This window comes from Streptomyces sp. BL1 (assembly GCF_057628045.1).
Genome location: NZ_JBXYWZ010000002.1, coordinates 3,305,534 through 3,326,005 on the forward strand (window position 1 = coordinate 3,305,534; position 20,472 = coordinate 3,326,005).

The 20,472-nt window shown below is 71.6% G+C and carries 15 protein-coding genes and 1 pseudogene; 5 read left to right on the top strand and 11 right to left on the bottom strand.

The features are described 5' to 3' along the window. Positions 1-664: 664 nt before the first annotated feature. Positions 665-3,223 (bottom strand): MMPL family transporter, encoded by a 2,559-nt coding sequence (locus AC3AGO_RS14515; protein WP_487820614.1) that lies wholly within the window; start codon positions 3,221-3,223, stop codon positions 665-667. Positions 3,224-3,389: 166 nt separating this feature from the next. Between AC3AGO_RS14515 and AC3AGO_RS14520 the strand changes: the two genes are divergently transcribed. Next, on the top strand, positions 3,390-4,181 hold the full coding sequence (locus tag AC3AGO_RS14520) for a response regulator transcription factor (RefSeq protein WP_487820615.1): 792 nt from the start codon (positions 3,390-3,392) through the stop codon (positions 4,179-4,181). Then, positions 4,178-5,815 carry a sensor histidine kinase gene (locus AC3AGO_RS14525; RefSeq protein WP_487820616.1) on the top strand — a complete coding sequence of 546 codons (1,638 nt, stop codon included), beginning with the start codon at positions 4,178-4,180 and terminating at the stop codon, positions 5,813-5,815. Before AC3AGO_RS14520 ends, AC3AGO_RS14525 begins: the two co-directional genes overlap by 4 nt. On the opposite strand, the gene AC3AGO_RS14530 is transcribed toward AC3AGO_RS14525, so the two are convergent. Both AC3AGO_RS14530 and AC3AGO_RS14535 read right to left on the bottom strand, forming a co-directional pair. Continuing rightward, positions 5,719-7,041: a metallophosphoesterase gene (locus AC3AGO_RS14530; RefSeq protein WP_487820617.1), complete on the bottom strand. Its 1,323-nt coding sequence runs from the start codon at positions 7,039-7,041 to the stop codon at positions 5,719-5,721. The genes AC3AGO_RS14525 and AC3AGO_RS14530 overlap by 97 nt on opposite strands. Positions 7,042-7,096: 55 nt before the next feature. Then, positions 7,097-7,372: an SCO4848 family membrane protein gene (locus AC3AGO_RS14535; RefSeq protein ID WP_487820618.1), complete on the bottom strand. Its 276-nt coding sequence runs from the start codon at positions 7,370-7,372 to the stop codon at positions 7,097-7,099. Between the two features lie 124 nt (positions 7,373-7,496). Between AC3AGO_RS14535 and AC3AGO_RS14540 the strand changes: the two genes are divergently transcribed. Further along, positions 7,497-8,747, top strand: a complete 1,251-nt coding sequence (locus AC3AGO_RS14540) for a D-alanyl-D-alanine carboxypeptidase family protein (protein WP_487820619.1) — start codon at positions 7,497-7,499, stop codon at positions 8,745-8,747. On the opposite strand, the gene AC3AGO_RS14545 is transcribed toward AC3AGO_RS14540, so the two are convergent. The 3 genes from AC3AGO_RS14545 to trpS form a co-directional block, all read right to left on the bottom strand. Continuing rightward, a complete protein-coding gene (locus AC3AGO_RS14545) occupies positions 8,638-9,717 on the bottom strand; it encodes a YihY/virulence factor BrkB family protein (RefSeq protein ID WP_487820620.1) in 1,080 nt (359 codons plus the stop codon). The genes AC3AGO_RS14540 and AC3AGO_RS14545 overlap by 110 nt on opposite strands. Positions 9,718-9,855: 138 nt before the next feature. Then, entirely contained in the window at positions 9,856-10,488 is a 633-nt protein-coding gene (locus AC3AGO_RS14550; protein WP_487820621.1) for a 2'-5' RNA ligase family protein, read from the bottom strand. Positions 10,489-10,532: 44 nt separating this feature from the next. Continuing rightward, entirely contained in the window at positions 10,533-11,546 is a 1,014-nt protein-coding gene (gene trpS / locus AC3AGO_RS14555) for a tryptophan--tRNA ligase (protein ID WP_487820622.1), read from the bottom strand. 206 nt (positions 11,547-11,752) lie between these two features. On the opposite strand from trpS, the gene rocD reads away from it, so the two are divergent. Further along, positions 11,753-12,967: an ornithine--oxo-acid transaminase gene (gene rocD / locus AC3AGO_RS14560; RefSeq protein ID WP_487820623.1), complete on the top strand. Its 1,215-nt coding sequence runs from the start codon at positions 11,753-11,755 to the stop codon at positions 12,965-12,967. A 43-nt stretch (positions 12,968-13,010) separates the two neighbouring features. Here rocD and pdxR read toward each other — a convergent pair. Then, positions 13,011-14,477: pseudogene (gene pdxR, locus AC3AGO_RS14565) on the bottom strand (MocR-like pyridoxine biosynthesis transcription factor PdxR); the annotation flags it as partial. A gap of 47 nt (positions 14,478-14,524) precedes the next feature. On the opposite strand from pdxR, the gene AC3AGO_RS14570 reads away from it, so the two are divergent. Next, positions 14,525-15,001: a carboxymuconolactone decarboxylase family protein gene (locus tag AC3AGO_RS14570; RefSeq protein WP_487820624.1), complete on the top strand. Its 477-nt coding sequence runs from the start codon at positions 14,525-14,527 to the stop codon at positions 14,999-15,001. Positions 15,002-15,107: 106 nt separating this feature from the next. Here the strand turns inward: AC3AGO_RS14570 and AC3AGO_RS14575 are convergent, their stop codons facing one another. From AC3AGO_RS14575 to AC3AGO_RS14590, 4 genes are all read right to left on the bottom strand, one after another. Continuing rightward, on the bottom strand, positions 15,108-15,884 hold the full coding sequence (locus tag AC3AGO_RS14575; RefSeq protein WP_487820625.1) for an MBL fold metallo-hydrolase: 777 nt from the start codon (positions 15,882-15,884) through the stop codon (positions 15,108-15,110). A 224-nt stretch (positions 15,885-16,108) separates the two neighbouring features. After that, entirely contained in the window at positions 16,109-17,074 is a 966-nt protein-coding gene (locus AC3AGO_RS14580; protein WP_487820626.1) for an ABC transporter substrate-binding protein, read from the bottom strand. 62 nt (positions 17,075-17,136) lie between these two features. Continuing rightward, complete coding sequence (locus AC3AGO_RS14585) at positions 17,137-19,215, bottom strand: ABC transporter permease (RefSeq protein WP_487820627.1); 2,079 nt, start codon at positions 19,213-19,215, stop codon at positions 17,137-17,139. Continuing rightward, entirely contained in the window at positions 19,212-20,294 is a 1,083-nt protein-coding gene (locus AC3AGO_RS14590) for a quaternary amine ABC transporter ATP-binding protein (RefSeq protein WP_487820628.1), read from the bottom strand. Before AC3AGO_RS14590 ends, AC3AGO_RS14585 begins: the two co-directional genes overlap by 4 nt. Between the last annotated feature and the right edge of the window lie 178 nt (positions 20,295-20,472).

A 20,472-nucleotide genomic window follows, 5' to 3' on the forward strand; every position in this document is an offset into this window, starting at 1 on the left:
GTGGGCAGCTGGTCCGCCAAGGGGCGGCTGCGTTGGATGTGCGGCTCCGCCGCGCGGGGTGGGCACACCGGACCGCCAGCCGCGAGGCCTGTCCCGCCCGCACCCAACACCCGCGCCGCCGTGAGGGCTTGGCCCCAGACCCGCCCCTACCCGTTTCTTCCGGGGCTGCCGCCCCGGCCCCCACCGCGCTGGCGCGCGAAAGAAATGGGGGCTACGCCCCCAGACCCCCGCGGGGCTACGCCCCTGCACCCACCGAGGTGTGGGCACGCGGTCCGCCAAGGGGCGGAACGGGTGGGCACACCGGACCGCACCCGCGCAGGGTTCCGCACCCCGCACCCAACGCACGCGCCGCCGTGAGGGGTTGAGCCCCAGACCCGCCCCTACCCGTTTCTTCCAGGGCTCCGCCCCCGCCCCCAGCCGCGCTCCGCGCGGAAAGAACGGGGCTCCGCCCCGGACCCCGGCGGGGCTCCGCCCCCGCACCCCACCGCGCTGGCGCGCGAAAGACCGGGGGCTGTGCCCCCAGACCCCCGCCGCGCAGCGCGCGAAGTTCGGGGCTTCGCCCCATCCCCCTCGGGGCGGAGCCCCGAACCCGCTCGGGGCTGCGCCCCGACGCGCGGAAGGGCGCGCCCAGGGTCGAACCCCGGGCGCGCCCTCGTTGGCCGCGCTACTCCGCCGGAGGCTGGACGTGGAGGTCCAGTTGGGTGGGGGTGTTGGTGACCAGGACTCCCGCGCTGGTGGCGCCGAGCGCGGGGGACGTGGCGACGACGATGTAGGCGCCACTGCCCGGCGTGGGCAGCACGTAGCCGCCGTCCATCTCACTTGTCGCCGTGCCCAGTTGGCGGCCGTCGGCCGACAGGAGGGTCAGTGACGCGTGGGCGACGGGCGTACCGAGCGTGTCGCGGACCGTGCCCCGTACAAGGGTCACCTCCGGCTCGGAAGGCTCGGAAGGCTCGGACGCCCCCGACCGCTCCGCCCCCGCGGACCCCGACAGGGCCGCCCCCGCGGGGACCAGTTCGCGGTCGGTGTCCCGTACAGGCGGTACCGGCGGCACCGACGGGGCCACGGCCCGTACGGGCTCGTCCGGCGGGTCGACCGCGAGATGCGGCAGCGCCTTGTCGAGCCAGCCCGGCAGCCACCAGTTGGCCCGCCCGAAGAGGAACATCACGGCCGGCACCAGGATCGTGCGCAGGATGAACGCGTCCAGCGCCACCGCTCCCGCGAGGCCGATGCCCGCCATCAGCGCGCCACGGTCCCCGCTGAGCACGAAGGAGCCGAACACGCACACCATGATGAGCGCCGCACACGTGATGACCCGGCTGGTGTCGGCGAAGCCGGTCCGTACGGCGTGGGCGTTGTCCTTGGTGTGCACCCATTCCTCGTGCATGCGGCTCACCAGGAACACCTGGTAGTCCATGGACAGTCCGAACAGCAGCGGCAGCATGATGACCGGCAGGAAGGTGATGATCGGCCCTTCCTTGCCGAGGCCGAGCAGTTCGACGCCCCAGCCCCACTGGAAGACGGCGACGAGCACCCCGAACGACGCGGCCGCGGCGATGAGGTTCATGACCGCCGCAGTCAGCGGTACGACCACACTGCGGAACGCGACGAGCAGCAGCAGCGCGCCCAGGCCCACGATGAGGCCGATGAACGGGGGCAGTTTGTCGCCGACGACGGAGGCGAAGTCCTTCTGGATGGCGGTCGGTCCGCCGACGTCGACCTCCAGACCGGTGCCCTGTTCGGCCGCGGGTACGGTCTCCTCCCGCAGGGTGTCGATCAGTTGCTCCGTCTCGACGGACTGCGGTGACGTCTCGGGTATCACCTGGATGACCCCGGCGGACGAGCCGGCCGGTGCGGGTACGGGCACGACGCGGGCCACGCCCTCCATCCGGGAGATGTCGTCACCGAGCCCGCTCAGCGCGGCGCGGTCCGCCTCGCCGCCCGGGGTCGAACCGACCAGCAGCAGCGGCCCGTTGAAGCCCGGCCCGAACCCCTCGGCGAGCAGGTCGTACGCCTGCCGGGTGGTCTGCGACTCGGGCTGGTTGCCCTGGTCGTTGGCGCCGAGCCGCAGCGACAGCGCGGGCACGGCGAGCGCCCCCATGACGACGAGCGCCACCAGCGCGAGCATCCGGGGCCGGCGTTCCAGCAGCCGGGCCCAGCGGACCGCCAGACCCTGCTTGGTCTGCGGCTCCGACCCGTCCGCGAGGCGCCGCCGTTCGCGCCGGGACAGCACCTTCACGCCGAGGAAGCCCAGCATGGCCGGCAGCAGCGTCACCGCCGCCAGCACGCTCAGCAGCGTGGTCGCGGTGGTGGCGATGGCGATGCCGTTCAGGAAGTCCAGGTTGAGGGTGAACATCGCCAGCAGCGCGATGCACACCGTTCCCCCGGCGAACAGGACCGCGCGGCCCGAGGTGTCCATGGCCCGGACGGCCGCCTCTTCAGGGGGAGTTCCGGCGCGTACGGCCTTCCGGTGCCGGGTCACGATGAACAGCGCGTAGTCGATGCCGACGCCCAGCCCGATCAGCGAGCCGAGCAGCGGCGCCACGTCGGGCAGGTCCACCACGTGGCTGAGCACCATCAGCCCGGACAGTCCGATGCCGACCGCGAACACCGCGTTCAGCAGCGGCAGCAGCATCGCGTACAGCGAGCCGAAGGCGAGGAAGAGGACAAGTGCCGCCGCCAGCACGGCCGTTCCCTCGGCCAGCCCGCCCGGCGGTTCCTGCGCCTGTTCGATGGCCTGGCCGCCCAGCTCCACGTCGAGCCCGTCCGTACGAGCCTCCTCCGCGCGCTCGACGACCTTCACGATGTCGGCCTTGTCCAGCTCGAAGGCCTGCTTGGTGAAGGTGACCTCGGCGTACGCGATCGTGCCGTCCCGGCTGATCCGCTCCGCTCCCGCGCGCCCCTCGTACGGGCTCGCCACGTCGCCGACGTCCGGCAGCTTCGCGATGTCCGCGAGCGCCGCGTCCATCCGCTGCCGCACGTCCGCGTCCCGTACGCTGCCGTCCCCGGTGTGCCAGACCACCATGTCCGTGTCGCCCGACCGGTCCGGGAACGCCTTCTCCATCCGGTCGATGGCCCGCGAGGACTCCGTGCCGGGCAGATTGAACTGGTTCGCGTACGAGCTGCCCGTCACCCCGCTCGCCACGACCGTTCCCAGCAGTGCCCCCACCCACAGCAGGAGTACCGCCCAGCGGTGCCGCAGGCACCATCGCGCCAGTGCCGCCATCCCCCACACTCCTTGTGTCCAGGGGCCGAGGCCCCTCCCCCGAGGTGCTGCTTGACGGCCCCAGCCTCGGGATGGCGGCGCGCCGCCGCATGGACACGTCCATGACTCTCAGGAAGCTCTCATGCTGTGCACCGGGAATTGGCAATTCCGCCCCGATACTGGGGAGATGAGGCCTTCCGCCGCTTCCGAGGGCGCCGCCGGCACGCCGGCCGGCGCCGGTCCGGGCTCCGCCACACAGGCGACCGTGCTCGTCGTCGAGGACGAACCGAGCATCGCCGACGTACTCGCGATCACTCTGCGCTTCCACGGCTTCGAGGTGGTGACGGCCGACGGCGTACGGTCCGCCGTGGAGGCCGCGCACGCCACACGGCCGGACGCCGTCCTGCTCGACATCGCGCTGCCCGACGGCGACGGCCGGCAGGTGTGCCGGGTCCTGCGGGCCGAACGGGCCGACCTGGCCGTCGTGTTCCTCACCGCGCGGGACGCGCCCACCGAGGCCGTCCAGGGCCTGACGCTGGGCGGCGACGACTACATCACCAAGCCGTTCAACGTCGACGAGGTGGTGGCGCGGCTGCGTGCCGTGCTGCGCCGCACCCGCGGCACACTCGACGGCGCCGACGCGCAGCCCGCGCCCCGTCCGCCGGTGCTCCGCCACGGCGACCTGGAGCTGGACGAGGCCACGTACACCGCGCGCCGCGGCGGCCGGAGCGCCGATCTGACACCGACGGAGTTCGCGCTGCTGCGGCATCTGGTACGGCACGCGGACCGGATCGTGCCGAAGGAGCAACTGCTGCGCCAGGTCTGGCGGTTCGACCAGCCGGTGGAGTCGACGGTGGTCGAGACGTACGTCAGCTATCTGCGCCGCAAGCTCGCCCCGCTCGGGCCGCCGCTGATCCGCACCCGCAGGGGCGTCGGCTACGGGCTGCGGCCGGCCGGGGACGGGGCCGGTGCGCCGTGAGATTCTGCGGCCTGCGCCCGGGAACGCTCCGCGCGAAGCTGACGCTGAGCAGCCTGGCGATGCTCGCGGCGGGCATCGTCGTCGCCACCTGCATCAGCCTGATGGGCATCAAGCACTATCTGGTCTCCGCCGTCGACTCCGAGCTGATGCACTCGCGGAGCGGCATCGCGCAGACCGGGCTGACCACCGGCCAGATCGCCGCGATCAGTTCCGCGGCGGGACAGCACAGCAGCATCATCTCCCGCGACCTGGCGAGGGCCAGCGGCAGCCGTATGACGTTCGCGCTGCTCGGCAAGGACGGCGAGGCGGCGAAGTTCGCCGGGGAGATGCCGGACGGCAGGCAGCGCGCCCTGGCCCATGCCGCGACCGGCTCCGGGCCCGGTGCGATGCTGCGCGGCAAGGAGCCGCGGGACCTCACCGTCGACAGCCGCCCGTACCGGGCCACGGCGCTCCGGCTGGGCGACGGGAACGTGCTGGTGCTGGCCACCGAGGCGACCGGCGTCGGCAAGGTCATGACGAAGGTCATCCGGCTCGAACTCCTCGCCGGAATCGTCCTGACGGCGGGACTCGGCACCGTCACCTTCTTCGGCTCGCGGCGCCGGCTGCGGCCCCTGGAGGACATGGTGGAGACCGCGTCCGCGATCGCGGAGGGCAGCGCCGAGAAGGACGACGGAAGCGGCGCGTCCGGGCTCGTCCTGTCCCGGCGGGTCGCGGCACCGCCCAGCCGGCACACCGTCGGCGAGGTCGAACAGCTGCGGGTCGCGCTCAACGCGATGCTGCACCAGGTCGAGGCGGCCTTCCTCACCAGGGAACACGCGGCGGCGCAGCTGCGCAGATTCGTCGCCGACGCCTCGCACGAACTGCGCACGCCGCTCGCCGCGATCCGCGGCTACCTCCAGCTGTACGAGCGGGGCATGCTCGGCGAACAGGCCCAGCGGGACCGGGCGCTGTCCCGGATGACCGCCGAGTCCGAGCGGATGGGCCGGCTCGTCGACGAGCTGCTGGCGCTGGCCCGCCTCGACCAGCAGCCCGAACTCCGGCCCCGCCCCGTCGACCTGGCCCGGCTCGCCCAGGAGGCGCTGGACGACCTGACGGCCCAACAGCCGGACCGGCCCGTGGAGTTCACCGGCCGCGACGGCTGCTCCGTCCTGGCCGACGAGTCCGTGCTGCGGCAGGTCGTGGGGAACCTCGTCGCCAACGTACGGGTGCACACGCCCCACGACGTACCGGTGGCGGTCGCCGTCCGGCAGGAGGACGGCCACGGGGTGCTGCGCGTCGCCGACGAGGGGCCCGGCATGCGCCCCGAGGACGCGGAACGCGTCTACGACCGGTTCTTCCGCGCGGACGGGGGCGGCGGCAGCGGACTGGGAATGTCCGTCGTACGGGCGGGAGTCGAGGCCCTGGGGGGCACCGTACGGGTGATCACCGCTCCGGGTGCGGGGCTGAGTGTGACGGTGTCACTGCCCGTTGACGCCGCGGCGTGCGACGCCGCGTCGGCCGGCGGCGCGTCGGCCGGCGGCGCGTCGTCCGGGAAGGGTCAGGACTGCTTGGAGGCGAGCTCCACGACCGTCATGTCGGAGTCCGCGCCGACCCGTACGGGCGGGCCCCAGGCGCCGGCGCCGCGCGTCACGTAGAGCTGCGTGTCGCCGTACCGCTCCAGGCCCGCGACGGTCGGGTTGGCGAGCGCGGCGAGGTACGGGCCCGGCCACATCTGGCCGCCGTGCGTGTGTCCCGACAGCTGCAGGTCGACGCCGTGGTCCACGGCCTCGTGGATCTGTACGGGCTGGTGCGCGAGCAGCACGGAGGCGCGGGACGTGTCCCGGTCCCCGAGCGCCTTCCCGAAGTCCGGCCCCTGGCCGCTCTCTTCGCCCTGTACGTCGTTGACCCCGGCCAGATCGAAGTGCGGCATCTCCCGGCGGGCGTTCTCCAGCGGGTGCACGCCCATGCCGCGGAGGTGGTCGATCCACGGGCGGGGTTCGCCGAAGTATTCGTGGTTCCCGGTCACGAAGAACGTGCCGTGCCGGGAGCGGAGCGCGCGCAACGGGTCGGCGGCGGGGCCGAGATCCTCCACGGTGCCGTCGACGAGGTCGCCCACGATGGCGACCATGTCGGGCTGCGTACGGTTGATGAGGTCGACCACGCGCCGCGTGTGCGAGCGGCCCAGGATCGGGCCGAGATGCATGTCGCTGACTACGGCGATGCGGTAGCCGTGCGCGGCACGGGGGAGTTTCGCGAGGGGGACGGTCACCCTTTTCAGCGTCGGCCCGTTGAGCACGCCGTACGCGCCCCCGGCCACGGTCGCCCCGGCCACGATCCCCGCGCCGATCGCGACACCACGCGAAATCGCCTTCCGACGGGACAAGTCCCGTGCGGTCTCGCTTTCGCGTGTAACCGCCGCCCCGTCAGCGTCCGGCCCCTCGCCGCCGCGGCGGGAAGAAGAAGGGGTGGCCCCCTCCGCCCCCGCTTCCGCGCCCCGCGCGGACACCGCTTCGCGTGACACCGCCGAGTCGTCCGGCTCCGGTCCCCCGCCGTTGCGGCGGGAGGAGGTGGCGAGGGCCCTCCGCAGGAGCGGGCGGAGGAGTTCTCCTGCGGCCAGTGACAGGAGGAGGTAGATCATCAGGGCGAGCCACAGGTAGCCCGGCCAGGCCAGCGCCCGTTCCACCGCGAACGGCGCGTTCGCGCGGCCCGACACGAACGTGGCGACCGTCACCGCCGGCAGCGCGAAGGCGAGAACCGTCCCGGTCCTCCGCCACCAGCCGCCCGGCACGGAGACATCCCGTACCAGACGCCGCCACAGATAGAAGTGCACGCCTCCCAGCACGCAGACCACGACGGCCACACCGAGCAGGACGAACAGCATCGACGTTCCCCTCCCTCTCCCCGCGCCCGGCCGGCGTGCCGACTACGCGTGCCGGCTACGCGCGCCGCAGCGCGCGGAGCCCCCGCAGGCCGATGACGCCGATCGCCGTCCCCAGCGCGAACGACACGACGGCGAGCACCAGATGAACCCAAAAGTAGCCCGTCGGATCGCCCGCATCGTCGAAAGCGAGCCCGCTGCCGTCCTTCCACAGGTTTTTCACAAAGGTGATCCAGACGAACCAGGACCACACGCCGAAGGCGAGGAGAAACCAGGAGACGGGACGGCTGAGAATGCGGGGGCCGGAAGCATGCCCCCCGGAGGGGTGGCGCATGGTGTCAAGTATGGCCACAAGGTGAAACCTTCCCGACGATGGGGGTCGGCGAGCGAAACCCGGAAGGCGACACCCGTACGACCATCGGTCCACAAGCGGCCTCCGGCCCTGTACGTTCAACGACGTGCCGACTTCTTCACTGACCTTCGCTCTGGCCGGCGCCACGGCCACCGCGCTCCTGCTTCCCACCGCCGCCGCTCCCGCGTACGCCGAGGCCAGACCGCCCGCTTCCATGTCGGCGGTCGGCGGTGAGCAGCTCGGCCACCCCGGTACGCAGATGCGGTCGAAGCAGGGCGCCGCGAAACCGCCCGCGCTGCCGAAGGGGATCACGTCGCGTTCGTGGATCGTCTCCGACGCGGAGTCGGGCGAGGTCCTCGCCGCACGCAACCCGCACTGGAAGCTCCCGCCGGCCAGCACCCTGAAGATGCTGTTCGCCGACACGGTGCTGCCGAAGCTGGACAAGTCCCGTACCCACAAGGTGGCTCCCGCCGATCTCCAGGGGATGGGCGAGGGCAGCAGCCTGGTCGGCGTGAAGGAGGGCGAGACGTACAGCGTGCACGACCTGTGGCGCGGCGTGTTCCTCCGTTCCGGCAACGACGCGGTGCACGTGCTGTCCGCCATGAACGGCGGCACCGAGTCGACCGTGCGCGAAATGCAGGCGCACGCCGAGAAGTTGAACGCCGGCGACACCCACGTCGTCAGCCCCGACGGGTACGACGAGAAGGGCCAGGTCTCCTCGGCGTACGACCTGTCGCTGTTCGCCCGCTCCGGCATGCAGAAGGCGGACTTCCGGGAGTACGCGGCGACCGCGCACGCGAAGTTCCCCGGTGAGACGAAGAAGGGCAAGAACGGGAAGAAGAAGCGCGAGCACTTCGAGATCCAGAACACCAACCGGCTGCTGACCGGTGATCTGGGGCTGAAGCCGTACCCGGGCATCGCCGGCGTGAAGAACGGCACGACCACCAACGCCGGTTCGACCTTCACGGGTGTCGCCCAGCACGGCGACCGGGTGCTGCTGGTGACCGCCATGCACCCCAAGAAGGGCGACATGCAGCGGATCTACAAGGAGACGGCGAAGCTCTTCGACTGGGGCTTCGCTGCGGCCGGCAAGGTCGACCCCGTCGGCTCGCTCGTCGCGCCGGGCGCGGCCGGCGGCCCGCAGGGCGCCGGCGACACGGCGGGCGCCGCCGACGCCGGGCACGCCGCCGACCACGCGGTGACCACGAAGCACGGCCCGTCCGGCGGCGTCGGCACCGCGCTCGGCATCACGGGCGGCTGCCTCGTGCTGCTCGCCATCGTCGGATACGCGGTCCACCGGCGGTGGCCGCTGCCCGGCCCGGCCCGGTTCCGCCGTCACCCCGGCCCGGACGCCTGACGCCCGCTCCGGAGGAGGTCCCGCTGTCCTCCGAGGGCTCAGCGTCCGAGGACCCGTCCTCGGAAGAAGGCTCCTCCGGGGACGGCTCTTCCGTGGGCGCCAACGGCTCGGCGTCCACGGTCTCCTTGCTGCTCGTCGCCGTCCAGGCGGCGCAGAACAGCAGGAGTTTGGTCATGAAGCTGATCCACAGCAGCAGCGCGATGGGCACACCGAACGCGCCGTACATGCTCTTCGCGGCGACGCCCTGCAGATAGCCGCTGAGCAGCGCCTTGAGCAGCTCGAACCCGACGGCGCCCATCAGGCAGGCGGCGATCGTCGCGCGGCGCGGCGGGCGGACCCGCGGAAGCATCGTCAGTACGTACCAGAGCAGCACGAAGTCGGCCGCGACGGCCGCCGCGTACCCGGCGATGCGCAGCAGCACCGTGCCGACACCGCCCTCGACCAGGCCGAGTTGACGGGCGACCCAGCCGACGGCGTTGACCGCGAACGCCGAGGCGGCCATCGACAGCACCCCGATGACGCCGAGGCCGATCAGCGCGCCCAGGTCCTTGATCTTGAGCAGTACGGGGTTGCCCGGGTCCTCCTCCAAGTCCCACAGGACGCGCAGGGATTCGCGCATCGAGCCGACCCAGCCGACGCCGGTGAACAGCAGCAGGATGCCCGCGATGAAGCCGACCGTGCCGGCGTTGTCGACGAGCGACTGGAGGTTCAACTGGTCGGAGATGCCCGGCACTTGGTCCGAGAGCCAGTCCTGCACGGTACGCATCCGGGTCGGCGTCAGCAGCGCGGCGCCGATCGCGGCACCGACGGCGAGCATCGGGAACAGCGCCAGGAAACTGGTGAAGGTGATGGCCGCCGCGAGCCGGGTCCACTTCCGCTCGTCCAGGTGCTCGTACACCCGCCAGATACGGGAGGCGAAGAACCACTTCGCCGCCGGCCCGATCACCGGAAGCCTGGTGAGCCAGTCCATGATCACCGCCTGCCTGTGGTCACGCTCTGCAGTCCTGTCACCACGTCAGCGTAATCGGTACCCGTGACAGCGACGATCAGGCCCGCCGGGTCGCGGCGGGCCGGGGCGGGGTGACAGGCGAGCGGTGGGGCGGTGGGCTCAGCCGAGGGGGGCGAAGGAGGCGCCGCCGCAGGCGGTCGAAGGCTGGCGCGGCACCGCCGTCAGCGCCGCGCCGCCGATCTCGGATCCCCCGGGCGTCTGCGGGCCGAAGCCGAACTCCCGCTGCAGCCGCCATACATGGTCGGTCCCCTGCTGGTAGAGCGCGAAGCCGGTGGCGGTCCAGGCCGCCTCGAAACCGGCCAGCTCCTCGTACGCCTTGTCCATCGCGGCCTCGTCGATGCCGTGCGCGACGGTGACGTGCGGGTGGTACGGGAAGTGGAGCTCCCGCACCAGCGGCCCTTCGGCGGAACGCACCCGCTCCTGGAGCCGGTGACAGGCCGGGCCGCCCTCGGCGACCTGGAGGAAGACCACCGGGGACAGCGGACGGAAGGTGTCCGTGCCGGACAGCCGGACGGTGAACGGCCGGCCCGCCGCGGCGACCCGCGCCAGATGCGCCTCGATCGCCGGCCGCAGGGCCGCGTCCACCTCCGTCGGCGGAAGGAGAGTGATGTGCGTGGGAATGCCGTACGCCGCGGCGTCGCCGAAGCCCGCGCGCCGCTCCTGGAGCAGACGACCGTACGGCTCCGGGACGGCCAGCGATACGCCGAGTGTCACTGTGCCCGCAGTCCCCACCGCTTCTCCCTCCTTCACCAGCTCGTCCGTCCGTGCGTCATGCGTCAGTATTTCGCGGGCAGAAAGCCCACCCTGTCGTACACCTGGGCCACGGTCTCCGCGGCCACGGCGCGCGCCTTCTCCGCGCCCTTGGCCAGGATGCCGTCCAGCGTCTCCGGATCACCCAGATATTCCCAGGTCCGCTCCCGGAAGGGGGCGGCCCAGTCGCTGACGACCTCGGCGAGGTCGGTCTTCAGAGCACCGTAGCCCTTGCCGGCGTACCGGTCTTCCAGTTCCGGAATTCCGGTGTCCGTGAGCGAGGAGTAGATCGTGAGGAGGTTCGAGACCCCCGGCTTCTCCTGCTCATCGAAGCGGATCTCGGTGTCCGTGTCGGTCACCGCGCTCTTGATCTTCTTCGCGGAGGCCTTCGGCTCGTCGAGCAGATTGATGATGCCCTTCGGCGTGGACGCCGACTTGCTCATCTTCACCGACGGGTCCTGCAGGTCGTAGATCTTCGCCGTCTCCTTGAGGATGTACGGCTCCGGGACGGTCAGCGTGTGCCCGTACCGGGTGTTGAAGCGCTCCGCGAGATTGCGGGTCAGCTCGATGTGCTGCCGCTGGTCCTCGCCCACCGGCACCTGGTCGGCGAGGTAGATGAGGATGTCGGCGACCATCAGCGCGGGGTATGTGAACAAGCCCACGGACGTGCCGTCGGTGCCCTGCTTCGCGGACTTGTCCTTGAACTGCGTCATCCGGGAGGCCTCGCCGAACCCGGTCAGGCACTCCATCACCCAGCTCAGCTGGGTGTGCTCCGGGACGTGGCTCTGCACGAAGAGGGTGCAGCGCTCCGGGTCCACGCCGGCGGCGAGCAGCTGCGCCGCGGCCAGCCGCGTGTTGTTCCGCAGCTCCTTCGGGTCCTGCTGGACCGTGATCGCGTGCAGGTCGACCACCATGTAGAAGGCGTCGTGCGACTCCTGCAGGGCAACCCACTGGCGCACGGCGCCGAGGTAATTGCCGAGGTGGAACGAGCCCGAGGTGGGCTGGATACCGGACAACACGCGAGGACGATCATTGGCCATGCGGCCCATTCTCTCAGGTCCCGGACCCCGTCCGGCCCCGTTCCCACGTGAGTTCCGGCACCGAGACGGACGGCACGTCCCGCCCCGCGACGGTTCCGCCACGGACCGCAAACAGCTCCCCGGGATGGTTTCTTCGCGTACCGGGCGGCCGACCATAGAAAGAGGCACTCGCGCAGCACCAGGCCGGAAAGATGGGAGACATCACCATGTCCGCAACGGAAGGGCTGATCACCGCCGCCGACGCGCACAGCGCGCACAACTACCACCCGTTGCCCGTCGTGATCTCCTCCGCGGAGGGGGCCTGGATGACCGACGTCGACGGGCGCCGCTATCTCGACATGCTCGCCGGCTACTCGGCGCTGAACTTCGGCCACCGGCACCCGCGGCTGATCGACGCCGCGAGAGCGCAGCTGGACCGGGTCACTCTCACCTCCCGCGCCTTCCACCACGATCTGTTCGGCGGCTTCTGCACCCAGCTCGCCGAGCTGTGCGGCATGGAGATGACGCTGCCGATGAACACCGGCGCCGAGGCCGTGGAGACCGCGGTCAAGACGGCCCGGAAGTGGGGGTACCGGATCAAGGGCGTCCCGGACGGCCGGGCGCGGATCATCGTCGCGGACAACAACTTCCACGGCCGGACGACCACGATCGTCTCCTTCTCCACCGACCCGGAGGCGCGCGCGGACTTCGGCCCGTACACGCCGGGGTTCACCGTCGTCCCCTACGGGGATCTCGACGCGCTGCGCGCCGCCGTCGACGAGGACCCGGACAGCACGGTGGCGGTGCTGCTGGAGCCGATCCAGGGCGAGGCGGGTGTCCTGGTGCCGCCGCCCGGCTATCTCGCGGGCGCCAGGGAGCTGACGCGCTCGCGGAACGTGCTGCTGATCGCGGACGAGATCCAGTCGGGCCTCGGGCGTACGGGGGCCACGTTCGCCTGCGAACACGAGGGCGTGGTGCCCGACATGTACGTGCTGGGCAAGGCGCTCGGCGGCGGCGTCGTGCCGGTCTCGGCCGTGGTGTCGTCCGCCGAGGTGCTGGGTGTGTACCGGCCCGGCGAGCACGGCTCGACCTTCGGCGGGAACCCCCTCGCGTGCGCCGTCGCGCTGGAGGTGATCGCGATGCTGCGGACCGGTGAATTCCAGCAGCGGGCCACGGAGTTGGGCGAGCATCTGCATGACGAGCTGGGGCTGCTGACGGGCGGCGGCGCCGTACGGGAGGTGCGCGGCCGGGGCCTGTGGGCGGGCGTCGACATCGACCCGTCGCACGGAACGGGGCGGGCGATCTCGGAGCGGCTGATGGACCGCGGGGTGCTGGTGAAGGACACGCACGGGTCGACGGTGCGGATCGCGCCGCCGCTGGTCGTGTCGAAGGAGGACCTCGACTGGGGCCTCGACCAGCTCCGTACGGTCCTGGCCGGCTGACCCCCGCGCTCCCCCGCCGGGTCCCGGTCTGCACGCCGCGCTCCAGCACTGTGCACAGGGTGTGGAGAGCCGCGCCGAAGCCGTGCTCCGGCGGGGTGCCGTAGCCGACGACGAGTCCCGCGCGGCCGTCGTCCGGCGCGGCGGGGTGCCGGAAGGCGGCCAGCCCCTCCAGCGCCAGGCCCCGGTGCGCGGCCTGGGTCAGCAGGTCCGACTCGGAGCAGCCGGCGGGGAGTTCGAGGATCGCGTGCAGTCCCGCCGCGATCCCCGTCACCCGTACCGCGGGCGCGTGTGCCGCGACGGCCTCGACGAGCCGGTCGCGGCGCCGCCGGTAGCGCTGCCGCATGGCCCGTACGTGCCGGTCGTACGCGCCGCGTTCGAGGAACTCGGCGAGCGTGAGCTGGTCCGTGACGCCGACGGTCCACTCGGCGGGCGTCTTGGCCGCGAGCACCGGGCCGACGAGGCGTTCGGGCAGCACCATCCAGGCCAGCCGGAGCGCCGGCGAGAGGGACTTGCTGGCGGTGCCCAGATGGACGGTCCGCTCCGGGTCGAGGGACTGCAACGCGCCTACGGGCTGCCGGTCGTAGCGGAACTCGCCGTCGTAGTCGTCCTCCAGGACGAGCCGTCCGCCGCGCCGCGCCCAGTCGACGGCCTCGGCCCGCCTGTTGGAATGCAGCGGCACGCCGGTCGGGAACTGGTGCGCCGGGGTGAGGAGTACGGCGCCCGCCGAGGGCAGTGCGTCCAACTCGTCCGTCCGCGCGCCGTGTTCGTCGACGGTGAGCGCAGGGGTGCGGTGGCCGGCGGCGGTCAGCATGTCGCGGTGGAAGGGGAGGCCGTACGACTCGACGGCGACCTCGTCCGGCAGCACCCGTGCGAGGAGGGCGAGGGCCTGCACGAACCCGGCGCAGACGACGATGCGTTCGGGTTCCGCGCGCACTCCGCGGGCCCGTGCGAGATAGCCGGCCAGCGCGCGGCGCAGCTCCGGGCGCCCCTGAAGGTCGCCGGGCCCGAAGGCCTCCGCCGGTGCCGCGGTGAGGGCGCGGCGGGCCGCGGCGAGCCAGTCCCGGCGAGGAAAGGAGGAGGCGTCGGGCATGCCGGGGCGCAGGTCGTGGGAGGGGCTGTGCGGCGGACGCACCCAGGTGGGCCGGGCCCGGGCCGGCCCGGTTTCCGTACGGGACGGGCTCCGGGGCGGCGGCTCCGCGCGCCGCGCCACGCGGGTGCCGGAGCCCTGGCGGGCCACCAGCCAGCCCTCGGCGACGAGTTCGCCGTACGCGTCGGCCACGGTGTTGCGGGCGAGGCCGAGGTCGGCGGCGAGGGAGCGGGACGAGGGCAGCCGCGTGCCCGGCGCGAGCCGCCCGCCGCGGACCGCCTCCCGGAGTGCCCGGATGACGGAGTCGCGGCGGCCCGCACCCCCGGCCGTCAGGTCGAGGTGCAGGTCGGCGCCGTTCAGAGGGGCACTGAGAGGGGCGCCGTCCGGTGCGTCGTCAGGGGAATTGGCCCAGGAATCCGGCATGGAAATGGACCATACCCTTGGGACGCCCGCGCCGTAGGGTCGCCGGTATGACGACACACGACGCACCCCGGATGAACCTCTGGAAGACCGCCCCCGACGTCTATCAGGGCATGGCCGCGTTCCAGGCCGCCGCGTCCGAAGGGCTCGACCCCGTGCTCGGCGAGCTGGTGAAGATCCGCGCCTCGCAGCTCAACAAGTGCGCGTTCTGCCTGGACATGCACCTCGCCGACGCGCGGAAGCTCGGCATCACGCAGCTCCGGCTCGACCTGCTGGCCGCCTGGGAGGAGAGCGGCGCCCTCTACACGGAGCGGGAGCAGGCCGCGCTCGCCCTCACCGAGGCGGTCACCGTGCTGACGGACGGGTTCGTTCCGGACGAGGTGTACGGGCGGGCGGCTCGGCACTTCGAGGAGAGTGAACTGGCGCGGCTCATCGCGCAGATCGTGGCGATCAACGCGTGGAACCGGTTTCAGGTGACGACGCGGGCCGTGCCGGCCAGCCTGGCGGCCGGCGAGCGCGCGTCGTAGCGGGGTCCTGTGCGGGCGCCTGCGTTGGGTGCGTGGGGACGTGACCTCGCGGGTGCGGTTCCGGTGTGCCCACCCGTTCCGCCCCTGCGGAACGACTGCCCACACCTCAGTTGGCGTTGCGGGCTGCCTCCACTGCCTTTGTGATGGGGATCCGCCATGGGTCGCCGTGGCCCGGGAGGAGCAAGTCGGCTTCCAGTTTGTCGAGTTCGCCGAGGGCCCGGTGGGTCTCCTCCTGCGAGTGGTTGAACACCTTCGGCAGCAACTGGGGGCCGGTGCGCCGGGAGATGGCATGCCCGGTCACGAGGGCGTCGCCGGTGATGACGGCGCCCGCGTCGGGCAGCCAGAACGCGGTGTGCCCCGTGGTGTGGCCGCGCGTGGTGACGGGCATCGGGTGGCCCGGCAGGTCCATGGCGCCCTCGTCCGGGTCGTACGTCTCGGCGTACGGCAGCTTCAGCTTCTTCAGCCCGCCGTTCCGTGCGGCCCGCACCGACCACGGGATCGCGCCGGGCCGCCAGATGTTGAGCAGCAGCCTGAGGGGCGTGGCCTGTTCGAGGTATTCGCGATGGGCGTGCGCGACTTCGTGGGCGCCGGCGTAGACGGGGGTGCCGTAGTTCTCGTGGAAGTACGAGGCGGCGCCGATGTGGTCGGCGTGCGCGTGCGTGATGAGGACGGCCTTGACGTTCTGCGGGCGGCGCCCGACATTCTCCAGGGCGTTGGTGACGGTGAACCTGTCCGCCGGATAGCCGGCGTCGACGAGGGTGACGTCCTCACCGTCCCGCAGCAGATAGCAGTTGACGTCGCTGGCCCGTACGAGGAAGACGTCCCGGGCCACCTCCTCGACCGCCGGCCGTTCCGCGCTGCCCACCCGTTGTCCTGCCGTCATAGCCGCCGCCTCCCGGTTCGCGCACCGTGACGCCGTGTCGTGCGGAAGCGTCACGGGGGTGTTGCTGACCACCCGAGTCTGAAGTTCCGTTACCTCATATGTACTCGTTCCGGGGCCGGTTGACGCCTGCCGGGGCCGGTGGACGGCGTACGGGCGCACGGCGAGGGGCACACGGCGCGTGCCGTGTGCCCCTCGGCCTGTGCGCGGAGAGTGCGCCGGGGTGGTTACGGCATCCACTTCTGCCAGGTCGCCTTGTTCTCCTTGACCCACTTCTCGGCCGCGGCCTCCGAGGACATGCCGTCGCCCGCGATCCATCCGGCCACCTGGTTCTGCTGCTCGGTGGACCACTTGAAGTTCCGCAGGAACTTCGCCGCGTCCCCGCCGTTCTCGGAGAAGTCCTTGTTGAAGAACTTCTTCAGCGGGGTGTTCGGGTAGGCGCAGGCCGTCTTCTTGACCGGCTTGTCACAACCCTCCTTGTAGGCGGGGAGCTTGACCTCCTGCAGCTTCAGCTCGTCGTTCAGCCACTGGGGGGTCCACCAGTAGGTGATGAAGGGCTTCTCGTCCTTGACGTACTTCTTCATCTGGGTGATCTGCGCGGCCTCGCTGCCCGCGTAGACCGGCTTGTAGTCCAGCTTGAGGTTCTGGATGATCCACTTGTCGTTCGTGGTGTACGACGGTGAACCCTCCAGCAGCTGGCCCTTGTTGCCGCTCTCGGTGGTCCGCAGCTGCTTCGCGTACTTGTTGAGGTTCTTCCAGTCGAGGACGTCCGGGTGCTTGTCGGCGAAGTACTTCGGGACGTACCAGCCGATGTGTCCGGTGACGCCGAGGTCGCCGCCGTCCACGACCGTCTTGTTCTTCTCGATGTACTGCTTCTCCTTGTTGGGAACGCCGCGCCAGTCCTCCAGCAGGGCGTCCGCCTTGCCGGAGTTGAGCGCGTCGAAGGCCACAGGCTCGTCCATCTGCTGGGACTTGACCTTGTAGTCCATCTCGTTCTCGAGGAGGTTCTTGGCGACCGCGACGTTCGCCTCGGCGCCCACCCAGGAGGGCACGAGCAGCGTGAGGTTCTTGTCGCCGCCCTCCTTGCCGGTGTCGGCCTTGCCGCAGCCTGCCGTCGCCACGGCGAGGCCCAGCACTGCCGCGCCGACGACCAACGGAGTACGTACGTGCCGGAGTTTCCGCTGAACTGTCATGGAGTACATCGCCTTCTTCAGTTGGAGTGGTGGCGGGGGGTGGTTCAACGGGAGGCCGGGCCTCACCAGTCGCGCCGCCGCGCGGCGCCCGCCGGCTGTGTGACCCGGTCCAGTACCAGACCGAGCAGCACGATCGCCGCGCCGGCCGTCAGGCCGATACCGAGTTCGCTCTTCTGCAGGCCGTAGACCACGTCGTAGCCGAGCGCGCCGCCGCCGACCAGGCCGCCGATGACGACCATGGCGAGGACGAGGACGACGCCCTGGTTCACGGCGAGCAGCAGCGCGGGCCGGGCCAACGGCAGCTGGACCCCGCGGAGTTGCTGCATGCTGCTCGCGCCCAGGGAGCGGGACGCCTCCAGCGAGGAGGGGTCGACGCCCTTGATGCCCTGCGTGGTGATGCGGACGACGGCGGGCAGCGCGTACAGCAGCGCCGCCGTGATCGCCGCGGCCCTGCCGACGCCGGCGAGCGCCACGACGGGGATCAGATAGATGAACTGCGGCAGTGTCTGCAGCACGTCGAGTACGGGCCGGATCGTGCGTTCCAGCCAGCCGGCGCGGGCCGCCGCGATGCCGATCGCGAAGCCCAGCAGCAGGGTGACGACCAGACCGGCCAGTACCTGCGACAGCGTGTCGAGGGAGGTGTCCCAGACGCCGATGACGCCGATCGCGGCCAGACCGAGTGTGCCGGTCAGCGACGTACGCCAGTCGCCGACGACCAGCGCCAGCGCGGCGACCACGAGCAGCAGCAGCCACCAGGGCGTGCCCTGCAGTCCGTCCCGCAGCGGGTTGAGGATCCACAGGGTGAAGTTGTCCGCCCACACCTGGGTGCCGCCCAGGACGGGCACTCCCTCGGCGAAGTTGTCCGTGAACCAGTTGACCGCCGTGTTCGCCGGTTTGGCGAGCTCGACCGTCCAGGATTCGGGCCACTCCTCGCCCGCGGCCTTGCCGATCGCGGCGGCCACGGCGGTCAGCCCGAGGACCACGGCGATCTGGCCCCACCACTTCGTCACGGCGACGCGCGCGTATCCGAGCGGGCCGGGCGCGCGGTCGTCCGTGCTGCTCGCCTCGACGGCGGACTCCTCCAGCCGCTCCCCCGCGGCGGCCGTGGTCCTGTCCAGCCACACGGCGACCAGGACGATGGCGGTGCCGGCGGCCAGCGCCTCGCCGATGTTGACCTTCGACAGTGCGCGGAACACCTCGTCGCCGAGGCCGCCCGCACCGATCACGGAGGCGATGGTCACCATCGAAAGGGCCATCATGATGGTCTGGTTGAGGCCCAGCAGCATCTCCTTGCGGGCCAGCGGCAGCCGGGCCGTCCACAGCCGCTGCCAGGGCGTCGCACCGAGCGAGGCCGAGGCCTCCAGCGCCGCGGGTTCCGCGCCGCGCAGCCCGAGCGCGGTCAGCCGCGCCATCGGGGGCGCCGCGTAGATGACGGTGGCGAACAGCGCGGCGGGCACGCCCACATCGAAGAGCAGCACGAACGGCAGCAGGTACGCGAACGCCGGCATGACCTGCATGGTGTCGAACACCGGCCGCAGGATCTTGTCGAAGGTCTCGGACAGTCCGGAGGCGAGCCCCAGCAGCAGCCCGACCAGTGCGGCGACCGCCACGGCGACGACCATCAACGCCAGGGTCTCCATGGTCGGTTCCCACACGTTGAGCAGCCCGCACACGGCGAAGGCGCCCAGCGCGGTGGCGGTCACGCGTGCGGCCCGGCGGTCGAGGCGCAGCCCCGACGCGTACCAGGCGATGGCGGTGACGGCGGTGAGCGAGCCGACCCAGCCGATGGCGTCCAGCAGGGACAGCACGCCGTCCACGGAGGACTCGGCCGCGTTGCTGAGGTGCAGCAGGAAGTAGAGGAAGACCGGGTTGGTGTCCCGGTTGTCGGCGACCCACTGGTTGGCGTCGTCCAGGGGCCCCTGCACGTCGAATTTCAGCTCGCTGGGCCAGCCACCGCTGCCCCACAGCACGGCCGCGACGGGGGCGAGGACGACGGCGACGGCGAGCAGCGCCATGAGCTTGCGTACGGAGGGGTACCGGCCGAACTGTGCGAGCCGGTCCCCCAACCGCCGCTCGGAACCGCCCTTTTGCGGCTCGGGCTCGGATACGGGAGCGGGCGGGGCCGTGCCGGTGGCGCTCATGCCGCCGCCTCCGCCCCGTGTCCGTCCAGGCCGGCGACGATGGCCAGCAGCCGCTGTTCGTCGACGATGCCCAGGAGTTGACCGTTCTCCATGACGCGCACCGGGGATCCGGTGCGGGCGACGGCGGTGATGGCCTCGGCGACGATGGCGTCGGGTCCGAGCACCGGTCCCGAAGTGTCCGCCTCCTCGGCCGCGTTGGCGGGCCGCATGGCGCGGCGTACGGAGACGACCTGCTCGCGGGGCACGTCGCGGACGAAGTCCCGTACGTAGTCGTCGGCCGGGGACGACACGATCTCCTCGGGGGTGCCGCACTGGACGACCTCGCCGTCGCGCATCAGCGCGATCCGGTCGCCGAGGCGCAGCGCTTCCGCGAGGTCGTGGGTGATGAAGACCATCGTGCGGCCCTCGGTGCGGTGCAGCCGGATGACCTCTTCCTGCATGTCGCGGCGGATCAGCGGGTCCAGCGCGCTGAACGGCTCGTCGAACAGCAGGACTTCCGGGTCCACGGCGAGCGCGCGGGCCAGACCCACACGCTGCTGCTGGCCGCCGGAGAGCTGGCCGGGACGGCGGAGCTCCATGCCCTCCAGGCCGACCTTGGTTATCAACTCACCGGCGCGGGCGCGCCGTTCGGACTTGCCCATGCCCTGGATCTCCAGGCCGTACGCGACGTTGTCGAGGACGGAGCGGTGCGGGAGCAGGCCGAAGTTCTGGAAGACCATCGCGGTGTGGTGGCGGCGGAGTTCGCGCAGCCGGTTCCGGTCCATGGCCCGTACGTCCGCGCCGTCGATCTCGACTCTCCCCGCGGTGGGTTCGATGAGCCGGGTCAGACAGCGTACGAGTGTCGACTTGCCCGATCCGGACAGGCCCATCACCACGAAGACCTCGCCCTTGCGTACGTCGAAGGAGACGCCCCGTACCGCAGCTGTCGTACCCGTCCGTTCGCGCAGTTCGGCAGCCGAGAGGCCGGCGTATTCGGGATTCCCGGGGACGGACTGCGGGGCGGGGCCGAAGACCTTCCACAGGTCGTCGACGGACAGTACCGATTGCCGGGCTGTTGCTTCATCGGCTTCAGCGGTCATCGCGACACCTCCGGTGTCCAGCCCCGGCGCCCTCGGCCGGGAAGCTTGAAAGATACCCGCTGCGCAACGAGATGCAGCCTTCAACGATGTTGCGAACAGGGAACGTTGCGAACACGACGAGGCCCGCGCCTCCCCCGTGCGGGCGGGCGGCGCGGGCCTCGTGCGGACCGTTTCCGGT